The organism is Speluncibacter jeojiensis, from assembly GCF_029589495.1.
Lineage (GTDB): Bacteria > Actinomycetota > Actinomycetes > Mycobacteriales > Mycobacteriaceae > Speluncibacter > Speluncibacter jeojiensis.
In genome coordinates, this window is sequence record NZ_JAAIVF010000004.1 from 179,852 (window position 1) to 198,449 (window position 18,598).

The following is an 18,598-nucleotide window of genomic DNA, read 5'->3' on the forward strand; positions in this document are numbered from 1 at the left end:
CTCAGGCGTCGAAGTCGAACCGAGCCAGCAGGGCCTTGCGCTGCCGGTCGCCCAGGCCGCGCAGACGGCGGGTGGGGGCGATCTCCAGCTCGGTCATGATCTCCTGGGCCTTGACCTTGCCCACCTTCGGCAGCGCCTCGAGCAGGGCCGAGACCTTCATCTTGCCCAGGATCTCGTCGTTCTCGGCATCCTTGAGGACCTGCTTGAGGTCGGTGCCGCCGCGCTTGAGGCGCTCCTTGAGCTCAGCCCGGGCCTTACGGGCGGCTGCTGCCTTCTCCAAAGCAGCGGCGCGCTGCTCATCAGTCAACTGGGGAAGGGCCACGATTCCTCCGTCTCAATTCTGGCTGTCTCACTTGGCAGCATTGCGTTCTATCCGCTGGTTACCCAGCAGCGAAAGCGACCGTACCCACATCCTGGGTCGTTGGCGAACGCACCCCCCAGGTCAGGGCCGCTAATCCGAGTGCGATAGTGGCCCGCCGAACCGGCCGTGCGCAGTCAGCCAAGCAGTGCGGGAACGTCAATTTCGACCACCGAGCCATCCCGGCGTAGCCCGCGCAGTCCGGCGCCGGCGATCCACACCGTCCCGTCGGCGGTGGCGGCGACGTCGGGCTGCGGGTCGTCGATCGGGATCACCACGGTGACCTGCGATGTTGCGGCGTCGAGCAGCACGAACAGCCACCCGCCGCACGACGTCGGCGGGAGTTCGTCGGCGCTGCTCAGCGGCCACCAGCCGGAGCGGCCGGTGCCGTCGGGCCGGTCGGTGGTCAGCCAGGTCCGGTCGCCCACCCGGCCACCGGCAAGCGGTGCGCGCGGCAGCAATGGAGGGCGGGCAGACAGCACTGCCAGGTCCGAAGTGACCAGGCACGGGCCCGGTCCCGACGATCCCCGCATCGGGTCCAGACGCACACCGTCGGGCGTCGGGGTGAGGATCACACCCGAACTCACCATCACTGCGACCTGCGGGCCGACCGTCACCTCACCGGTCGACGTCACGGCGACCGGCCGGTATCGCGTGCCGTGAACCGTCCGGCGCCCGTCGGCCATCGCCTGGTGTTCCTCACCCTCGACGACCAAGATGAGGAATCCGTCGTCGGTCGCCACCGCATGTTGTGGGCGGCCGCTCGGGAGTTCGATCGGCGACGGTGCCGCGTCGGGCCGGAACAGGTGAGTGCGCTCACCCAGCGTGAGCAGAACTCCGTCACGCGCTGCGGTGAGCCGCACCTGGCCGATGTCGGCTCGCTCCGCTCGGCTCTCTCCGGTCGGCTGCGGCGTCACTCGAAGGATCCCATCGGCGGCGCTCGCCCAACAGCCGTCGGCGTCGACGAACACGCGTCGCGCGCCGCGCGCCGGATCGGGGTCGACCGACGCCGGGAGCAGGTGTTCGATCGCCACCACCTCCCCCGCCGGGTCGGCGAGGTGCACCAGGATCGGCAACTGCCGGTCGAGTACCCACAGATCGGTTCCGCACGCGCCGACCGCTCCGGGCGCGAACCGTGGCCGCGGAGGCTCCGGCTCCGCACGGTCGAGGTCCAGGTCGACGAGCACACCGGTCTGATGGTCGTAGGTGTGTCCGAGCTCGGGTATGCGTCCGGTCAGCGAGGACTCGTCCCAGACCCGTTCGAACCGCCCCGGCGCCACCTGCACATCGACGTAGCGATCGGGAAGGCCGGGCACACGCTGCCACCCGTAGGGCTCCCGTGGGCTGGTCGCCTCGCACGAACAAGTCGCCAAGCGCACCCGGGTCACCAGTCCCCGCACCGGGCCTGCGCTCCAGGAGTCGTCGACGGAGAGCGCACCGGCGACCTCGACGCGGCCGGTCCAGGGGCGCGTGTCACGCCAATACGCGGTCCACCCGTCGCCGCGCAGAATCGAACTCCACCACAGGCGGCCGTCATAGGTCGACGGGTCCGGCGAGGATTGCGGAGTCGCCACTGCCCGGAGCGTCGCGCTGTCGACCCGGTCGGGCCGGTCGTTGCGATGAAAGGACAGACAGGCCTGCATCGTCCGACCGACCTCGGGCCGCGCCAGCGAGCCGTCCTCGATGATCCAGCCCTCGACGAAGACCCGCAGCACGCGGCCCGATCCGGCAGACGACACGACTCAATCCAACAGGAAGGCAAACCCTTCCGCACTGCGTTCCGCGGCCACGCGCAGCGCCGCCACGTCCGGACCGGCCCGTAGGATCTCCCGCGAGACGCTCGGCAGGACCGCACGCAGGTTGCCCGCGGCCAGCCGCGAGACGTCCTCGGCAGTACCGCCCTGCGCGCCCACGCCGGGCATCAGGATCGGACCGTTGAGCCCGGCCAGATCCGGCGCCTCGGTCAGCGTCGCGCCGACCACCACCCCGAGCGAACCCATCGGCTCGGCACCGGCATTGCGTGCGCCGGCCTCGTCGACCATCGTCTGCGCGACGGAACGGCCACCAGCAGCCACAGCACGCTGGATCTGTGCGCCCTCGGGGTTCGACGTCGCCGCCAGCACGAACACGCCCGCGCCGGCATCCTCGGCAGCCTGCAACACCGGATCGAGCGACCCGAAACCCAGGTATGGCGACACGGTGACCGCGTCCGCGCACAGCGGCGAGGAGACGTCGAGCCAGGCCGACGCGTAGCCGGCCATGGTCGAGCCGATGTCGCCGCGCTTGGCGTCGGCGACCACCAGCGTCCCGGCCTCGCGCAGCGCCGCGATGGCGCGCTCGAGCACCGCGTAGCCGGCGCTGCCGAACCGTTCGAAGAACGCGACCTGCGGCTTCACCGCCGCCACGTGCCCGGCGAACGCCTGCACGCAGCGGTCGGTGAACTCTGCGAGCCCGGCCGCGTCGTCGCTGAGCCCCCACGCCTGCAACAGCGCCGCGTGCGGGTCGATGCCCGCGCACAGCGGTCCGCGGGCGGCGGTCGCCTCGAACAGGCGAGCGCCGAACGACGGGCCGAAGCTCACCGCTCGGCCCGCAGCGACGCGTGCAGCGCCTGCAGCGACCGCACGCCGATGTCGCCGCGCAGCGCCGCCTCGATGCCCTGCACCGCCGCCGAGGCGCCCTGCACGGTCGTCACGCACGGGATCGACTTCGACACCGCGGCCGCGCGGATCTCGTAGCCGTCGACGCGCGGGCCCGAGTTGCCGAACGGGGTGTTGACCACCAGGTCGACCTCGCCGTCCTTGATCCGGTCGACGATCGTGCGCTGACCGTCGGGCACCTGCTCGCCGGACTGCTTGTACACGCGCTCGCACGGAATGCCGTTGCGGTGCAACACGTCCGCGGTGCCCTCGGTGGCCAGCACGGTGAAGCCCAGATCGGCGAGACGCTTGATCGGGAACACCATCGAGCGCTTGTCCTTGTTCGCCACCGAGACGAACACGGTGCCCGAGGTGGGCAGCGAACCGTAGGCGGCGACCTGGCTCTTGGCGAAGGCCGTGCCGAAATCGGCGTCGATGCCCATGACCTCACCGGTGGACTTCATCTCGGGGCTGAGCAGCGTGTCGATGCCGGTGCCGTCGGCGCGACGGAACCGGTGGAACGGCAGCACCGCTTCCTTGACGGCGATGGGCGCGTCCAGCGGCGTGGTGCCGCCGTCGCCCTCGGCCGGCAGGATGCCCGAACCGCGCAGCTCGGCGATCGACTCCCCCAGCATGACCCGGGCGCACGCCTTGGCCAGCTGCACCGCGGTCGCCTTGGAGACGAACGGCACGGTCCGCGACGCGCGCGGGTTGGCCTCGAGCACGTAGAGGACGTCGTCCTTGAGCGCGTACTGGACGTTGAGCAGGCCCTTGACGCCGATGCCCTTCGCCAGCGCCTCGGTGGAGCGGCGCACGTTCTCGATGTCGGCGCGGCCCAACGTGATCGGCGGCAGTGCGCACGCCGAGTCGCCGGAGTGGATGCCGGCCTCCTCGATGTGCTCCATGATGCCGCCGAGGTACACCTCGGTGCCGTCGCACAGCGCGTCGACGTCGATCTCGATGGCGTCCTCGAGGAACCGGTCGACCAGCACGGGCCGGTCGTCGGAGATCTCGGTGGCGCGGGAGATGTAGTCCTGGAGCGACTGCTCGTCGTAGACGATCTCCATGCCGCGGCCACCGAGCACGTACGACGGGCGCACCAGCACCGGGTAGCCGATGCGGGCGGCGATGTCGCGGGCACCGCCGAAGGTGGTGGCGGTGCCGAACTTCGGCGCGGGCAGCCCGGCCTCGGTGAGCACGCGGCCGAACTCGCCGCGGTCCTCGGCCAGGTCGATCGCCTCGGGGCTGGTGCCGACGATGGGGACACCGGCCTGCTTGAGCCGGCGGGCCAGGCCCAGCGGGGTCTGGCCGCCGAGCTGCACGATGACCCCGCGCACCGAACCCGAGAGGGTCTCGGCGCGGTACACCTCGAGCACGTCCTCGAAGGTCAGCGGCTCGAAGTACAGGCGGTCGGCGGTGTCGTAGTCGGTCGAGACCGTCTCCGGGTTGCAGTTGACCATGACGGTCTCGTACCCGGCCTCCGACAGCGTCTGCGCGGCGTGCACACAGGAGTAGTCGAACTCGATGCCCTGGCCGATGCGGTTCGGTCCCGAGCCGAGGATGATGACCTTCTCGCGCTCGGCCTGCGGGGCGACCTCGGTCTCCGCGTTCGGGTCCAGCTCGTAGGTCGAGTAGTGGTACGGCGTGCGCGCCTCGAACTCGGCCGCACAGGTGTCGACGGTCTTGTACACCGGGTGCACACCGAGCTGGTCGCGCAGCTCACGCACCCGATCCTCGGTCTCGAACTGCTGCGGGCGCAGTGCCGCGATCTGCCGGTCCGAGAAGCCGTGGTGCTTGGCGAACCGCAGCTCGCGCTCGCCGAACTCGCCGGCGGTGCGAACCGTCTCGCCCAGCTCCACGATCTGCTGGATCTGGTCGAGGAACCACGGGTCGATCGCGGTGGCATCGAAGACCTGCTCGAGGGTCGCGCCCAGCTCGAAGGCCTTCGCGACGCCGTAGAAGCGGCCGTCGTGCGGGACCTCGAGCGATTCGAGCAGCGCGGGCAGGTCGGTCTCCTCGAGGGGAGCACCCGTCCAGAAGCCGGCCCGCTTGGTCTCCAGCGAGCGCAGCACCTTGCCGAACGCCTCGGTGAAGTTGCGGCCGATGGCCATGGCCTCGCCGACCGACTTCATCGTGGTGGTCAGCGTGGCGTCGGCGCCGGGGAACTTCTCGAACGCGAACCGCGGCGCCTTGACGACCACGTAGTCCAGCGTCGGCTCGAAGCAGGCCGGCGTCTCCTTGGTGATGTCGTTGATGATCTCGTCGAGCGTGTAGCCGATGGCCAGCTTCGCGGCCATCTTCGCGATCGGGTAGCCGGTCGCCTTCGACGCCAGCGCCGACGACCGCGACACGCGTGGGTTCATCTCGATGACGACCATGCGGCCGTTCGTCGGGTCCAGCGCGAACTGGATGTTGCAGCCGCCGGTGTCGACGCCGACCTCGCGCAGGATGTCGATCGAGAGGTCGCGCATCTTCTGGTACTCGCGGTCGGTCAGCGTCATCGCCGGGGCGACCGTGACCGAGTCACCGGTGTGCACGCCGACCGGGTCGACGTTCTCGATCGAGCAGATGATGACGACGTTGTCGTTGCCGTCGCGCATCAGCTCGAGCTCGTACTCCTTCCAGCCGAGGATCGACTCCTCGATGAGCACGTTCGCGGTCGGGCTCGCGGCCAGGCCGCCGCCGGCGATCCGCTCGAGGTCGGCCTCGTCGTACGCCATGCCCGAACCGAGCCCGCCCATGGTGAACGACGGCCGCACGACCACCGGGTAGCCGAGTTCGGCGACGGTCTCCTTGCACTCGTCCATCGTGAAGCACACGCGCGAGCGGGCGGACTCGCCGCCGACCTTGGTGACGATGTCCTTGAACTTCTGCCGGTCCTCGCCGCGCTGGATCGCGTCGAAGTCGGCGCCGATCAGCTCGACGTCGTGCTTCTCGAGCATCCCCAGCTCGTGCAGCCCGACCGCGGTGTTCAGCGCAGTCTGGCCGCCGAGGGTGGCCAGCACCGCGTCGATCGGGGTGCCGTTGGCCTTCTCGGTGAGGATCACCTTCTCGACGAACTCGGGGGTGATCGGCTCGACGTAAGTGGAGTCGGCGAACTCGGGGTCGGTCATGATCGTGGCCGGGTTGGAGTTGACCAGCGACACGCGCAGGCCCTCCTCGCGCAGCACGCGACAGGCCTGGGTGCCCGAGTAGTCGAACTCGCAGGCCTGGCCGATGACGATCGGTCCGGAGCCGATCACCAGGATGTGCTTGAGATCTGTGCGCTTCGGCATTAGTTCTTGACTCCCTCGAGCAGGCTGGTGAAACGGTCGAACAGGTAGGCGGCGTCGTGCGGGCCGGCGGCGGCCTCCGGGTGGTACTGGACCGAGAAGGCCCGCCCGTCGAGCAACCGCACCCCCTCGACGGCGCCGTCGTTGGCGCAGGTGTGGCTGATCACCGCGCGCCCGAACGGGGTGTCGAACTCCTGGCCTGCCTCGCCCTCGAGCGCGAACCCGTGGTTCTGCGCGGTGATCGAGATGCGGCCGGTCTCGTGTTCGATGACCGGGATGTTGATGCCGCGGTGGCCGAACTTCATCTTGTAGGTGCCCAGGCCCAGCGCGCGGCCGAGGATCTGGTTGCCGAAGCAGATGCCGAACAGCGGCAGCCCCTTGCCGATGACGTCCTTGGTCAGCTGGACGGCGTCGTCGGCGGTGGCCGGGTCGCCGGGGCCGTTCGACAGGAACACCCCGTCGACGCCGAGCGCGGTGATGTCGTCGAGGGTCGCCGACGCCGGCAGCACGTGCACACGCATGCCGCGCTGGGCGAACATGCGCGGGGTGTTCGACTTGATGCCCAGATCGATGGCGGCGACCGTGAAGCGCGCCTCGCCGTCGGGCTCGACCAGGTAGCCGGTCTTGGTGGTCACCTCGCCGGCCAGGTCCGCGCCGAGCATCTGCGGCTGCCCGGTGACCTGGGCGAGCATCAGCTCGTCGGTGCCGAGTGCGTCGCCGGAGAAGATCCCGGCGCGCATCGAGCCGCGGGTGCGCAGGTGGCGCACCAGCGCGCGGGTGTCGATGCCGGCGATGCCGACGATGTCCTGGCGGACCAGCTCGTCGTCGAGCGAACCGGTGGCACGCCAGCTCGACACGCGGCGGGAGGGGTCGCGCACGACATAGCCGGCGACCCAGATCTTCGCCCCGGCGGCGCTGCCGTCCGGCCCGACCGACTCGTTGTCCTCGTCGTTCCAGCCGGTGTTCCCGATCTGCGGCGCCGTGGAGACCACGATCTGCCGGTGGTAGCTCGGGTCGGTGAGCGTCTCCTGGTAACCGGTCATGCCGGTGCTGAAGACCGCCTCGCCGAGGGTGCGCCCGACCGCGCCGAAGCTCTCGCCGCGGAAGGACCGTCCGTCCTCCAGTACCAGTACCGCCTCGCTCACTGTCCTGCCTCTCTGTTCTGATCTGTGGTGCCCGACTTGTCGGCGCTGCCGCCGTGGAGCTGCTGCTCGGTGGCTACCCAGCGTGGATAGATGTTCTTGTCGTCGCCGCGGAACCCGGTGTCGATCTCGGTGGCGGGGTCCGGGCCGCCGCCCGGCCGCCACCGGATCACCAGCAGCCCGTCGCGGCTCATCACCTTGCCGGCGAGCCGCCGGTCGGTGCGGATCTCGACGATTGACTCGTCGGGGATCCACATTGGCTCACTGCCGTTGCGTTCGAGCAGGATGCCCCGGCCGTGCCGCGACAGCGCGGCCGTCGCGCGGAAACCCAGGTCCCCGACCGTGATCCGGTCCTGCCAGTTCGGCGCCATCGTGCTGCCGACGTACACGCCGGTGGTCACCGGCAGTACCGGTGGGCCCAGGTCCTCCGGACAGGTCGGCAGGTCGCCGAGGATCGCGCCCTGGTTGCGGGCCCGGCGGCGCCAGCCGCGGTACATCGCATAGACCAGCAGCGCCCAGAACGCGACCAGGATGATCACCAGAAATGCCCGGGTCACAGTGCACGCACCTTTCCCTCGTGCGCGGTCACCCGGCCGCGCAGGATCGTCGTGGCGACCTTGGCCGGCAACTCCAGGCCCGCGTACGGGGTGTTGTCGGCGATGCTCGCCAATTCCTTCGCCTGCACCGTCCAGCGCGCATCCGCGTCGACCAGCACCAGGTTCGCCGGTTCGCCGACCGCGATCGGCCGGCCCTGGTCCGGCAGCCCGACGATCTCGGCGGGCCGCTCGCTCATCACCCGCGCGACGCCGCGCCAGTCCAGCAGGCCCGGGCCGACCATCGTCTCGGCGATCACCGACAGGGCGGTCTCGAGCCCGAGCATGCCCGGCCGGGCCACCGAGAACTCGCAGCACTTGTCCTGCTCGGCGTGCGGGGCGTGGTCGGTGGCCACGCAGTCCACGGTGCCGTCGGCCAGCGCCGCGCGCAGCGCCTGCGCATCGGACGCCTCACGCAGCGGCGGATTGACCTTGTTGACCGCGTCGTAGGTCTCCAGCCGCGAGTCGTCGAGCAGCAGATGATGCGGGGTGACCTCGGCCGTGATCGAAATACCTTGCGCCTTGGCCCATTTGAGCAGCTCGACGGTGCCCGCAGTGGAGGCGTGGCACACATGCACGCGGGCGCCGGCGTCGCGGGCCAGCAGCGCGTCGCGCACGACGATCGACTCCTCGGCGACACGCGGCCAACCGGCCAGGCCCAGGCGCGCGGCGTTCGGGCCCTCGTGGGCGACGGCGCCGACGGTCAGGCGGGGCTCCTCGGCGTGCTGCGCGATGAGCACCCCCAGACCGCGGGAGTACTCGAGGGCGCGGCGCATCAGCAGCGGGTCGTCGACGCACTTGCCGTCGTCGGAGAACATCCGCACCGCGCCGACGCCGTTCGCCATGGCGCCCATCTCGGCGAGCTGTTTGCCGCCGAGCCCGGCGGTGACCGCACCGACCGGATGCACGTCGACCAGCCCGACCTCCTGGCCGCGGCGCCACACGTGGTCGGTGACCACCGCGTTGTCGGCGACCGGATCGGTGTTGGCCATCGCGAACACCGCGGTGTAGCCGCCGAGCGCCGCGGCGGCCGAACCGGTCGCGATGGTCTCGGTGTCCTCCCGGCCGGGTTCGCGCAGGTGGGTGTGCATGTCGACGAACCCGGGCAGCAGCACCTGGCCCGCACCGTCGATCACCTCGACACCCTCCGTGGCCGCCAGCCCCGCACCGATCTCGAGGATCTGGCCCTCGCCGAGCAGCACGTCGACCGGGTCGCCCTCGCCGTACGGCCGCACACCCTTGAGCAGTACCTGCATGTTCACTCCAGAATCGTTCCCGGGCGCGTGTGCTCCCGCGCTGTTGACCTCCGCGCTCACAGCCCGGCCTCCTGACCGCCCGCGAGCAGCCGGAACAGCACCGCCATCCGCACGTGCACGCCGTTGTTCACCTGCTGCAGCACCGCGGTGCGCGGCGCGTCGGCGACAGCGGAGGAGATCTCCATGCCGCGCAGCATGGGGCCGGGGTGCAACACGACCGTGTGGTCGGCGAGCAGGCCGGCGCGGCGCTCGTTGAGTCCGTAGCCGATCGAGTACTCGCGCGTCGACGGGAAGAACCCGCCGTTCATCCGCTCCGCCTGCACCCGCAGCATCAGCACCGCATCGGCGCCGGGAAGTTCCGCGTCGAGGCTGTGCGAGACGGTCACCGGCCACTGCTCGACCCCGGTCGGCAGCAGGGTCGGCGGCGCGACCAGCACCACCTCGGCGCCGAGCATGCTCAGCAGCAGCGCGTTCGAGCGGGCGACCCGGCTGTGCAGGATGTCGCCGACGATGACCACCCGCCGGCCCGCGACCGAGCCGAGCCGCTGGCGCAGCGTCAAGGCGTCGAGCAGCGCCTGCGTGGGGTGCTCGTGCATGCCGTCGCCGGCATTCACGACAGCGGGACCGTTCACGCCCGATTCCCCGCCGTCGTTGGTCCAGCGCGCGATCTGTTGCGCCGCACCGGAGGCCGGGTGACGCACGATGAGCGCGTCGGCGCCGGCGGCGCGCAGGGTCAGCGCGGTGTCGCGCAGCGACTCCCCCTTGGCGACCGACGAGCCGCTGGCGCTGACGTTGATCACGTCCGCGCTCATCCACTTGCCGGCGACCTCGAACGAGACGCGGGTGCGAGTCGAGTTCTCGTAGAACACCGTCATCACGGTGCGGCCGCGCAGGGTCGGCAGCTTCTTGACCTCGCGGCCCAGCAGCGCCTGCTGAAATCGTTCCGCCTCGTCGAGCAGTTCGGTCGCGGTGTCGGCGGTCAGATCGTCGATCGACAGCAGGTGTTTCACTCGGCCGCTCCAGAGCTGTGTTCGTTGTCGGAATGGGTGTCGGCGTCCCCGTCGCGGTCGCGACCGTTGCTGATCACCACGGCGTCGGTTCCGTCGTGTTCGGCCAGCAGCACCATGACGTCCTCGGTGCGCGCAGTGGGCACGTTCTTGCCGACGTAGTCGGCGCGGATCGGCAGCTCGCGGTGACCGCGGTCGACGAGCACCGCCAGTTGCACCGAGCGCGGGCGACCCAGGTCGCGCAGCGCGTCGAGTGCGGAGCGCACGGTGCGGCCGGAGTAGAGGACGTCGTCGACGAGCACCACCAGCGCGCCCTCGACGCCGCCGGGCGGCACGGTGGTCCGCTCGAGCGGACGGTGCGGCTTGCTGCGCAGGTCGTCGCGGTACAGGGTGATGTCCAGCGACCCGACGGGCGGGCGGACGCCGGTGAACTCTTCGATCTTGCCGGCCAGCCGGGCGGCGAGAGTGGAGCCGCGGGTGGGGATTCCGATCAGCACCACGCGGGGCGCGTCGTCCGCGTCCAGGGCGGTCTTCTCGATGATCTGGTGCGCGACGCGGGCGATGGTGCGGCCGACGTCGGCGGAGGAAAGCAGTTCACGCGCGGACAAATGGACCTCCTTATCCGCCTCACTGGACGGCTCGTTAAAGGATGTCTGACGGCGGTCAGCTTATCAGGATCGCGGCAGCGCCCCGAGCGCGGACTCGAGCACGGACAGGCCGTCGACCAGCAGTTCCTCGCCGATCACCAAGGGCGGCAACAACCGGATGACGTTCCCGTAGGTGCCACAGGTGAGCAGTATCACGCCGTGCCCGAGCGTGTCGGCGGCGACCTTTCGGGCGAACTCCGGCGCCGGTTCGGTGGTTCCGGGCCGCACCAGTTCCAGCGCGAGCATGGCGCCGCGGCCGCGCACCTGGCCGATCGCGGGGTGAGGGAGCGACTGCAGCCGCGGCAGCACCCGTTCGCCGATGCGGCGAGCCCGGCCCACCAGGTCCAGCTCGACCATCTGGTCGAGCGTGGCCACCGCCGCCGCGCAGGCGACCGGATTGCCACCGTAGGTGCCGCCGAGCCCCGACGGGTGCACGGCATCCATCAGTTCGGCCCGGCCGGTCACCGCCGCCAGCGGCAGCCCGTCGGCGAGCGCCTTGCCCGACGTCACCAGGTCCGGCACCACCCCGTCGTGCTCGCAGGAGAACCAGGCGCCGGTGCGCGCGAGCCCGGCCTGGATCTCGTCCGCAATGCTGACCACGCCGTGCTCACGCGCCCAATCGGTCAGTGCGACAAGGAATCCCGCGTCGGGGACGATGAACCCGCCCTCGCCCTGGATGGGCTCGAACAGCACCGCGGCGACGCGGTCGGCGCCCACCTCGGATTCGATCTTCGCGATCGTGCGGGCGGCGGCCTGCGCACCGGACAGTCCGTCGCGGTACGGATACGAGCCGGGCACTCGGTAGACCTCGGGCGCGAACGGCCCGAACCCCGACTTGTACGGCATCGCCTTGGCAGTCAATGCCATCGTGAGATTGGTGCGGCCGTGATAGGCGTTGTCCAGCACCACGATCGCGCTGCGTCCGGTGGCGTAGCGGGCGACCTTGACCGCGTTCTCGACAGCCTCCGCACCGGAGTTCAGCAGGATGGTGCGCTTGTCGTGGTCGCCGGGAGTCAGTTCGTTCAGATACTCGGCGACGGCGATGTACCCCTCGTACGGGGTGGCCATGAAGCAGGTGTGGGTGAAGCGGCGGACCTGGTCGGACACCGCGGCGGCGACCGCCGGGTTCGAAGCCCCCACGCCGGTGACGGCGATGCCGGAGCCGAGGTCGATCAACGCGTTGCCGTCGACGTCGACCACGATCGCGCCGTCGACCTCGGCCGCGTACACCGGGGCGGCGGAGCTCACGCCGGGCGGGACCGCACAGGCCCGGCGCCGCGCCAGTTCCTGCGAGCGCGGGCCGGGCAGCGCGGTGTTCACCTGCCGGCGTTGGGGCAGTCGGAATGTCGGCTGACTCATCTGCCCTCCCGGTGGTCACTCCGGCGGACCCCGCGCTGTACGGCACGAGCTGTGTCCACCAGTGTGACCCCGGCGGGTCGGTCAGTTGCCCGGTTCGGGATCTCCCGGGTCGTTCTCGTCACGCGCCTCACTGCGCAGGGTCGCGGCCGCGGCGGCGCGCACCTGCGGCGCCACCAGGACCACCTGGCCGAGCACCCCGTTGACGAACGCGGGCGAATCGTCGGTGGACAGCGCCTTGGCCAGTTCCACCGCCTCGTCGACCGCGACCACCTCGGGCACGTCGGAGGTGTGCAACAGCTCCCACACCGCGATGCGCAGGATCGCGCGGTCCACGGCAGGAAGCCGCTCGAGGCTCCAGTCCTGCAGATGCGAGGAGATGACCTCGTCGATGCGGTCCCGGTTCTCGGCGACGCCGCGCACGAGGGTGAGCGTGTACTCGGCGACCGGGGCGACCTGGTCGTCGTCGCGGGCCAGCACCATCCGCTCGTCCGCGAGATCCCGCGGATCCGCCCCGCGGGCCTCGGCCTCGAAGAGCAGGTCGACGGCGCGCTTGCGGGACTTGTGCCGAGCGCCGAGCTTCTTGTACGAGCTGCTCACGTCAGGCGTTCACACGGCTGAGGTAGCTGCCGTCGCGGGTGTCGACCTTGAGCTTGTCGCCGATGTTGATGAACAGCGGCACCTGGATCTCGGCGCCGGTCTCGAGGGTGGCGGGCTTGGTGCCGCCGGTCGAGCGGTCGCCCTGCAGGCCCGGGTCGGTGTGCTGCACGACGTACTCCGCCGAGACCGGCAGCTCGACGTACAGCGGCGCGCCCTCGTTGGTGGCGATCTGCACGGTCATGTTCTCGAGCAGGAACTTCGCGTCGCCGCCAAGCAGGTCGCCGCTGATCTGGACCTGATCGAAGGTCTGACTGTCCATGAAGACGTAGTCGTTGCCGTCCTGGTACAGGTACGTCATGTCGCGACGGTCGACGGTGGCGGTCTCCACCTTGACGCCGGCGTTGAAGGTCTTGTCGACGGTCTTGCCGGAGGTGACGTTCTTGAGCTTCGTGCGGACGAACGCGGGACCCTTGCCCGGCTTGACGTGCTGGAACTCGATGATCTGCCAGAGCTGGCCCTCGATGTTGAGCACGAGCCCGTTCTTGAAGTCGCTGGTCGAAGCCACTGTTCGCCTCTCTGAAGTGTCTCTGCCGCACATCGGCAGGTCGGTAGGCCGTCAGATGACGACCAGGTCCTTGGTGGTGAGGGTGAGCAATTCGGGACCCGGCTCGCGCACCACGAGCGTGTCCTCGATCCGCACCCCGCCGCGACCGGCGAAATACACGCCAGGTTCGACGGTGACGGTCGCACCTGAGGAAAGTGTACCGGTGGCATTCGCGCCGATTCCCGGCGCTTCGTGGATCTGCAGACCCACCCCGTGTCCGAGGCCGTGCAGGAACAACTCCTCGTAGCCGGCCTCGGCGATCACCGCGCGGGCGGCGGCGTCGACGTCGGCGACCGCCGCCCCCGGCGACAGTGCCACCCGGCCCGCTGCCTGCGCGCGGGCGACCAGGTCGTAGATCTCCTGCTGCCACGCCGACGGTTCGCCCAGCACCACCGTGCGGGTCATGTCGGAGTGGTAGCCCCGCACCAGCGCCCCGAAGTCCAGCTTGACGAAGTCGCCAGTCGCCAGCACCGCATCGGTCGGCCGGTGATGCGGCACCGCCGAGTTCGCGCCCGCCGCGACGATGGTCTCGAACGAGATCCCGTCGGCGCCGTGTTCGAGCATCAGCCACTCGAGCCGCCGGGCCACCTCGAGTTCCGTTCTGCCGCGGCGGATCCCGCCCTCGGCGAGCAGCGCAGCGAGTGCCTCGTCCGCGGCCCGGCAGGCGTCACGCAGCAGCGCGATCTCGTGCTCGTCCTTGACCTCCCGCAGCCGCTCGACCAGCCCGCCCGCGCGGCGCAGTTCGATGTCCGACAGGTGCGCGGACAGCGCCGAGTACTGGTCGACGGTCACCACCTGGCTCTCGAACCCGAGTCGGCGCAGACCGGCATCCTGGGCCAGTGTCGCCAGCCGCAGCGCGCTCGACCGGTCGATCTCCACGGCCAGGTCCGGCACCTGTTCGGCGGACTGGGTCAGGTAGCGCCCGTCGGTGCACAGCAACGTCCGGTCCTCGGCGCCCGCCTCGTCGCGGGCGTCGACGAGCAACGCGGCGTTGGAGCCGGTGAACCCCGTCAGATAACGGACGTTGAGCAGGTCGGTGACGAGCAACGCATCGATCTCCGCCTCGGCGAGCAGGGTCCGCAGTGCGTCGCGACGGGTCTCTTCGATTGCCGGCATCTGCTCAATCTAACGCCGCAGCGCGCCGGCCGGGCAACGCCGGCGAACGGGCTCGTGAGACGCGCACGTGTGGGTTGCGCCACTGCCTCCGATCGGCATCGCTACGCTGTCCGCTATGAATCGTTGGGTGTTGCGTGCCGTCGGCATGTCGATCGTGCACATCGCCGCGCGCACGGTCCTGGGGATCGTCATCGTGGAGGCCCCGCTGCACGGGACCACACTGAAGTTCGTCGCGTTGGCGATCGTGCTGCTCGTGGCGCTGATCTGGGCGGGGATCGACGGCATTGTCGACGCCCGCCGGCACGAGGATCCCGATGATCGCGAGGATCTGATCATGGTGTGGATCAAGGCGGGCGTCGTCACCGCGCTGATCTCCGGGGTGGTCTGCTACATCATCGACCAGGCCGGGGTGTCCGGAATCGGCGCGACCTCGTTCTTCTTCGAGATCACCTCCGGCGCCGCCGGGACCGCGCTGATGATCATCGCGCCCGCCGCGGTCGGGTTGCTGGTCGGCCGCTGGCTCGGTCGCCGCGAACACAAGTCCGAGCGCGACGAGGAGCTCTACGAGGAGCGCGAGGCCCACGAGCTGCACGCCTGAAGCCCATCGGCACGAAGCGGGCCCGTCCGGATCGACCGGATGGGCCCGCTTGCTGTGCGCGGTCAGCTCGTGGGGTACGGGTACCCGGCGCGTTCGGCCAGGTAGGTCAGCGCCAGTTCGTAGCCGGTCAGGCCGAGCCCGACGATCACACCGGTGGCGATGGGGCTCAGGTACGAGTGGTGCCGGAACTCCTCGCGGGCGTGGACGTTCGAGATGTGCACCTCGATCAGTCCCTCGGTGAGTTCGGCGCACGCGTCGCGCAGCGCCACCGAGGTGTGGGTCAGTCCGCCGGCGTTGAGCACCACCGGCTCGCCCGCGTCGGCCGCCTCGTGCACCCAGCCGATCAGTTCGCCCTCGTGGTCGCTCTGCCGGACGGTCACCGACAGGCCCAGCCGTTCCGCGGCGCATTCACACCGGTCGACCAGGTCCGCGTAGCCGGCCGAACCGTAGACCTCCGGCTGGCGCTTGCCGAGCCGGCCCAGGTTCGGTCCGTTGAGGACATTGACCTTCATCGCCACACCACCTTCAGAGCATCACGGTCGTGGTCGGAGCCCCGCCCTCGCGGGCGATGGCCGAGTAGGCCGCGGCCAGCAGGGTCGGGTCGGGCCCCTCGAGCCGGCCGGGCTTGGCCAGTCCGTCGAGGATCACGAACCTCAGCATGCCCGCTCTGTTCTTCTTGTCGGTCTGCATGCCCTCGATCAGCTGGCCCAGCGCATCCGGATCGTAGCTGGTGGGCAGGCCCACGCTGCGCAGGATCGCGGCATGCCGGTCGGCGGTGGCGTCGTCGAGGCGGCCGGCCAGCCGGCCCAGCTCGGCCGCGAAGACCAGCCCGACCGACACCGCCGCGCCGTGCCGCCAGCGATACTGCTCGCGACGTTCGATCGCGTGGCCGAGGGTGTGCCCGTAGTTGAGGATCTCGCGCAGGCTCGACTCGCGCAGGTCGGATGCCACGACCTTCGCCTTGACCTCGATGGCGCGGCGGACCAACTCGGGAAGCACGACGCCCGTCGGGTCGAGCGCGGCCTGCGGGTCGGCCTCGATGAGGTCGAGGATCACCGGGTCGGCGATGAACCCGGCCTTGATGACCTCGGCCATGCCGGAGATGATCTCGTTGCGCGGCACCGTTTCCAAGGTGGCCAGGTCGACGAGCACCGCGGCGGGCTCGTGGAAGGACCCGACCAGGTTCTTGCCGGCGTCGGTGTTGATGCCGGTCTTGCCGCCGACCGCGGCGTCGACCATCGCCAGCAGCGTGGTCGGCACGTGCACGACGCGCACACCGCGCATCCAAGTTGCGGCGACGAAGCCGGCCAGGTCGGTGGCCGCTCCCCCGCCGAGGCTGATCACCGCATCGCTGCGCGACAGTCCGATCCGCCCGAGCACCTCCCAGCAGAATCCCGCAACCGGCAGTTCCTTGCCGGCCTCGGCGTCGGGGATCTCGATACGGTGTGCGTCGATGCCGGTCTCCGCCAGCGCTTCCCGCACCGCCTCGGCGGTCTCCACGAGCGTCGGCTGGTGGAAGATCGCGACGGTCCTGACGCCCCGCAGCTCGTCGACGAGCTCGCCGAGCAGGCCCCGGCCGATGATCACCGGGTACGGGTGCTCACCGCGGACCTCGACCCGGATCGGCTCGCCGCCTCGTGCTGCCCCGGATTCCGTGCTGCTCACGTGTCTTTCCTCGTTTCGCCTGTCAATTTCTCGACCAGTTCCCGCACCACCTTGCCCGGGCTGCGGCCGTCGGTGCGCACGGTGATCGCCGCCACCTCACGGTAGAGCGGGCGGCGCCGGTTCATCAGTTGCCGGTATTTCGTGCGCGGGTCGTCACCGGCCAGCAGGGGACGCGCCGTGGAGGTGCCGGTGCGGCGCAACCCCTCGGCGATGCTGATCTCCAGGTACACCACCGGCAGCGCCTGCAGCGCCGCGCGGGTGTTCGCCGACAGCACCGCACCGCCGCCGAGCGACACCACCCCCGGCTGGGCCGAGAGGGATTCGATGACCACCCGCTCCTCGATCTCGCGGAAGCCGGACTCGCCGTCCTGCGCGAAGATGTCGGCGATGATCCGGCCGGTGTCCTGCTCGATCGCGACGTCGGTGTCGAAGAACTCCACACCCAGCGCGGTCGCCAACCGTTTGCCGACGGTCGACTTGCCGGCACCGGGCGGCCCGACCAACACCGCACGCGGGGTCATTACGGCCGCGACTCCTCGTGCCGCAGACGCTGCTGCACGGTCTCCTGGTAGGCGGCGATGTTGCGGCGGGTCTCGGCGATCGAGTCGCCGCCGAACTTGTCCAGCGCCGCCTGCGCGACGACCAGCGCGACCATCGACTCGGCGACCACGCCGGCCGCCGGGACCGCACACACGTCCGAGCGCTGGTGGATGGCGACCGCCTGCTCGCCGGTGGCCATGTCCACCGTCGACAGCGCGCGCGGCACCGTGGAGATCGGCTTCATCGCCGCGCGCACCCGCAGCGGCTCGCCGTTGGTCATGCCGCCCTCGAGGCCACCGGCGCGGTTGGTCGAGCGGAGCACGCCGTCGGGACCCGGACGCATCTCGTCGTGGGCGGCACTGCCGCGTCGGCGCGCGGTCTCGAAGCCGTCGCCGACCTCGACACCCTTGATCGCCTGGATGCCCATCAGTGCCGCGGCCAGCCGCGAGTCGAGCCGGTTCTCGCCGCTGATGAACGAGCCGAGCCCGATCGGCAACCCGTGCACCACGACCTCGACGACCCCGCCGAGGGTGTCGCCCTCGCGCTTGGCCGCGTCGATCTCGGCGATCATCGCCTCTTCGCCCTGCTTGTCGAAGGCACGCACCGGGCTGGCGTCGATCACGTCGCGGTCGCCGGGACCGGGCACCCCCGGCTCGGCGACCCCGGCCCCACCGATCGAGACGACATGGGAGAGCACCTCCACACCGAATGCCTGGCGCAGGAAGGCGCGGGCGACGGTGCCGGCCGCGACGCGCGCCGCCGTCTCGCGGGCGCTGGCGCGCTCGAGCACCGGGCGGGCGTCGTCGAAGCCGTACTTGAGCATGCCGGAGAAGTCGGCGTGGCCCGGGCGCGGGCGGGTCAGCGGCGCGTTGCGTGCGAGGTCCTCGATCTCGGACTCGTCGACCGGGTCGGCCGACATCACCTGTTCCCACTTGGGCCATTCGGTGTTGCCGATCTGGATGGCGATCGGCCCGCCGAGGGTCTTGCCGTGCCGGACGCCGCCGGTCACCGTCACCTTGTCCGCCTCGAAGGACATCCTCGCGCCGCGGCCGTAGCCGAGGCGGCGACGGGCCAGTTCGGACGAGATCTCGGTCGTGGTCAACTCCACACCTGCGACCATGCCCTCCACCAGGGAGGTCAGGGACGGTCCGTGGGATTCTCCAGCAGTAATCCAGCGCAGCACAGCCCTGATCTTTCCATGCGCGGCC

General features: G+C 70.5%; 17 protein-coding genes and 1 pseudogene. 1 reads left to right on the forward strand and 17 read right to left on the reverse strand.

Translation table 11 applies throughout. From position 1 onward, the window contains the following. Position 1: 1 nt before the first annotated feature. The 13 genes and pseudogenes from mihF to G4X40_RS14165 all read right to left on the reverse strand — a co-directional run bounded on the left by mihF (position 2) and on the right by G4X40_RS14165 (position 14,587). Entirely contained in the window at positions 2-322 is a 321-nt protein-coding gene (gene mihF, locus G4X40_RS14105; RefSeq protein ID WP_277833344.1) for an integration host factor, actinobacterial type, read from the reverse strand. 173 nt (positions 323-495) lie between these two features. Next, entirely contained in the window at positions 496-2,097 is a 1,602-nt protein-coding gene (locus G4X40_RS14110) for a hypothetical protein (protein ID WP_277833345.1), read from the reverse strand. A 3-nt stretch (positions 2,098-2,100) separates the two neighbouring features. Then, the gene (pyrF, locus tag G4X40_RS14115; protein WP_277833346.1) at positions 2,101-2,937 is read right to left on the reverse strand and encodes an orotidine-5'-phosphate decarboxylase; all 837 of its coding nucleotides are present in this window, start codon (positions 2,935-2,937) and stop codon (positions 2,101-2,103) included. Further along, positions 2,934-6,269 (reverse strand): carbamoyl-phosphate synthase large subunit, encoded by a 3,336-nt coding sequence (gene carB / locus G4X40_RS14120; protein ID WP_277833349.1) that lies wholly within the window; start codon positions 6,267-6,269, stop codon positions 2,934-2,936. Before carB ends, pyrF begins: the two co-directional genes overlap by 4 nt. Further along, positions 6,269-7,411 carry a glutamine-hydrolyzing carbamoyl-phosphate synthase small subunit gene (carA, locus tag G4X40_RS14125; RefSeq protein WP_277833351.1) on the reverse strand — a complete coding sequence of 381 codons (1,143 nt, stop codon included), beginning with the start codon at positions 7,409-7,411 and terminating at the stop codon, positions 6,269-6,271. Before carA ends, carB begins: the two co-directional genes overlap by 1 nt. Next, the gene (locus tag G4X40_RS14130) at positions 7,408-7,965 is read right to left on the reverse strand and encodes a PH-like domain-containing protein (RefSeq protein WP_277833353.1); all 558 of its coding nucleotides are present in this window, start codon (positions 7,963-7,965) and stop codon (positions 7,408-7,410) included. Before G4X40_RS14130 ends, carA begins: the two co-directional genes overlap by 4 nt. Beyond that, positions 7,962-9,257 carry a dihydroorotase gene (locus tag G4X40_RS14135; protein WP_277833619.1) on the reverse strand — a complete coding sequence of 432 codons (1,296 nt, stop codon included), beginning with the start codon at positions 9,255-9,257 and terminating at the stop codon, positions 7,962-7,964. The genes G4X40_RS14130 and G4X40_RS14135 overlap by 4 nt, the downstream gene beginning before the upstream one ends. 56 nt (positions 9,258-9,313) lie before the next feature. Next, positions 9,314-10,267, reverse strand: coding sequence for an aspartate carbamoyltransferase catalytic subunit (locus G4X40_RS14140; protein WP_277833355.1), 954 nt, complete (start codon positions 10,265-10,267; stop codon positions 9,314-9,316). Then, positions 10,264-10,878, reverse strand: a pseudogene (pyrR, locus tag G4X40_RS14145) (bifunctional pyr operon transcriptional regulator/uracil phosphoribosyltransferase PyrR); the annotation flags it as partial. The pseudogene pyrR and the gene G4X40_RS14140, both read right to left, overlap by 4 nt. A gap of 57 nt (positions 10,879-10,935) precedes the next feature. Continuing rightward, positions 10,936-12,270, reverse strand: coding sequence for a 4-aminobutyrate--2-oxoglutarate transaminase (gene gabT / locus G4X40_RS14150; protein ID WP_277833356.1), 1,335 nt, complete (start codon positions 12,268-12,270; stop codon positions 10,936-10,938). Between the two features lie 81 nt (positions 12,271-12,351). Beyond that, complete coding sequence (gene nusB / locus G4X40_RS14155) at positions 12,352-12,867, reverse strand: transcription antitermination factor NusB (RefSeq protein ID WP_277833357.1); 516 nt, start codon at positions 12,865-12,867, stop codon at positions 12,352-12,354. A gap of 1 nt (position 12,868) precedes the next feature. Continuing rightward, positions 12,869-13,432 carry an elongation factor P gene (gene efp, locus G4X40_RS14160; RefSeq protein WP_277833358.1) on the reverse strand — a complete coding sequence of 188 codons (564 nt, stop codon included), beginning with the start codon at positions 13,430-13,432 and terminating at the stop codon, positions 12,869-12,871. A gap of 51 nt (positions 13,433-13,483) precedes the next feature. Further along, the gene (locus tag G4X40_RS14165; RefSeq protein ID WP_277833359.1) at positions 13,484-14,587 is read right to left on the reverse strand and encodes a M24 family metallopeptidase; all 1,104 of its coding nucleotides are present in this window, start codon (positions 14,585-14,587) and stop codon (positions 13,484-13,486) included. A 115-nt stretch (positions 14,588-14,702) separates the two neighbouring features. On the opposite strand from G4X40_RS14165, the gene G4X40_RS14170 reads away from it, so the two are divergent. After that, complete coding sequence (locus tag G4X40_RS14170; RefSeq protein WP_277833360.1) at positions 14,703-15,185, forward strand: B-4DMT family transporter; 483 nt, start codon at positions 14,703-14,705, stop codon at positions 15,183-15,185. Between the two features lie 62 nt (positions 15,186-15,247). Here G4X40_RS14170 and aroQ read toward each other — a convergent pair whose 3' ends face one another. Genes aroQ through aroC form a run of 4 tightly spaced genes read right to left on the reverse strand, consistent with a single transcriptional unit; the run spans position 15,248 to position 18,582 of the window. Beyond that, on the reverse strand, positions 15,248-15,697 hold the full coding sequence (gene aroQ, locus G4X40_RS14175) for a type II 3-dehydroquinate dehydratase (RefSeq protein WP_277833361.1): 450 nt from the start codon (positions 15,695-15,697) through the stop codon (positions 15,248-15,250). 13 nt (positions 15,698-15,710) lie between these two features. After that, a complete protein-coding gene (gene aroB, locus G4X40_RS14180) occupies positions 15,711-16,850 on the reverse strand; it encodes a 3-dehydroquinate synthase (RefSeq protein WP_277833362.1) in 1,140 nt (379 codons plus the stop codon). Beyond that, positions 16,847-17,371, reverse strand: coding sequence for a shikimate kinase (locus G4X40_RS14185; protein WP_277833363.1), 525 nt, complete (start codon positions 17,369-17,371; stop codon positions 16,847-16,849). Before G4X40_RS14185 ends, aroB begins: the two co-directional genes overlap by 4 nt. Continuing rightward, positions 17,371-18,582, reverse strand: a complete 1,212-nt coding sequence (aroC, locus tag G4X40_RS14190; protein WP_277833621.1) for a chorismate synthase — start codon at positions 18,580-18,582, stop codon at positions 17,371-17,373. The genes G4X40_RS14185 and aroC overlap by 1 nt, the downstream gene beginning before the upstream one ends. Positions 18,583-18,598 lie beyond the last annotated feature (16 nt).

Coding starts and splice junctions, on each gene's coding strand:
- aroQ (WP_277833361.1), bottom strand. CDS start 15,697: ATGAAGGTCAATGTCCTCAACGGACCGAACCTGGGCCGGCTCGGCAAG.
- G4X40_RS14185 (WP_277833363.1), bottom strand. CDS start 17,371: ATGACCCCGCGTGCGGTGTTGGTCGGGCCGCCCGGTGCCGGCAAGTCG.
- gabT (WP_277833356.1), bottom strand. CDS start 12,270: ATGAGTCAGCCGACATTCCGACTGCCCCAACGCCGGCAGGTGAACACC.
- carB (WP_277833349.1), bottom strand. CDS start 6,269: ATGCCGAAGCGCACAGATCTCAAGCACATCCTGGTGATCGGCTCCGGA.
- G4X40_RS14170 (WP_277833360.1), top strand. CDS start 14,703: ATGAATCGTTGGGTGTTGCGTGCCGTCGGCATGTCGATCGTGCACATC.
- G4X40_RS14165 (WP_277833359.1), bottom strand. CDS start 14,587: ATGCCGGCAATCGAAGAGACCCGTCGCGACGCACTGCGGACCCTGCTC.
- G4X40_RS14135 (WP_277833619.1), bottom strand. CDS start 9,257: ATGCAGGTACTGCTCAAGGGTGTGCGGCCGTACGGCGAGGGCGACCCG.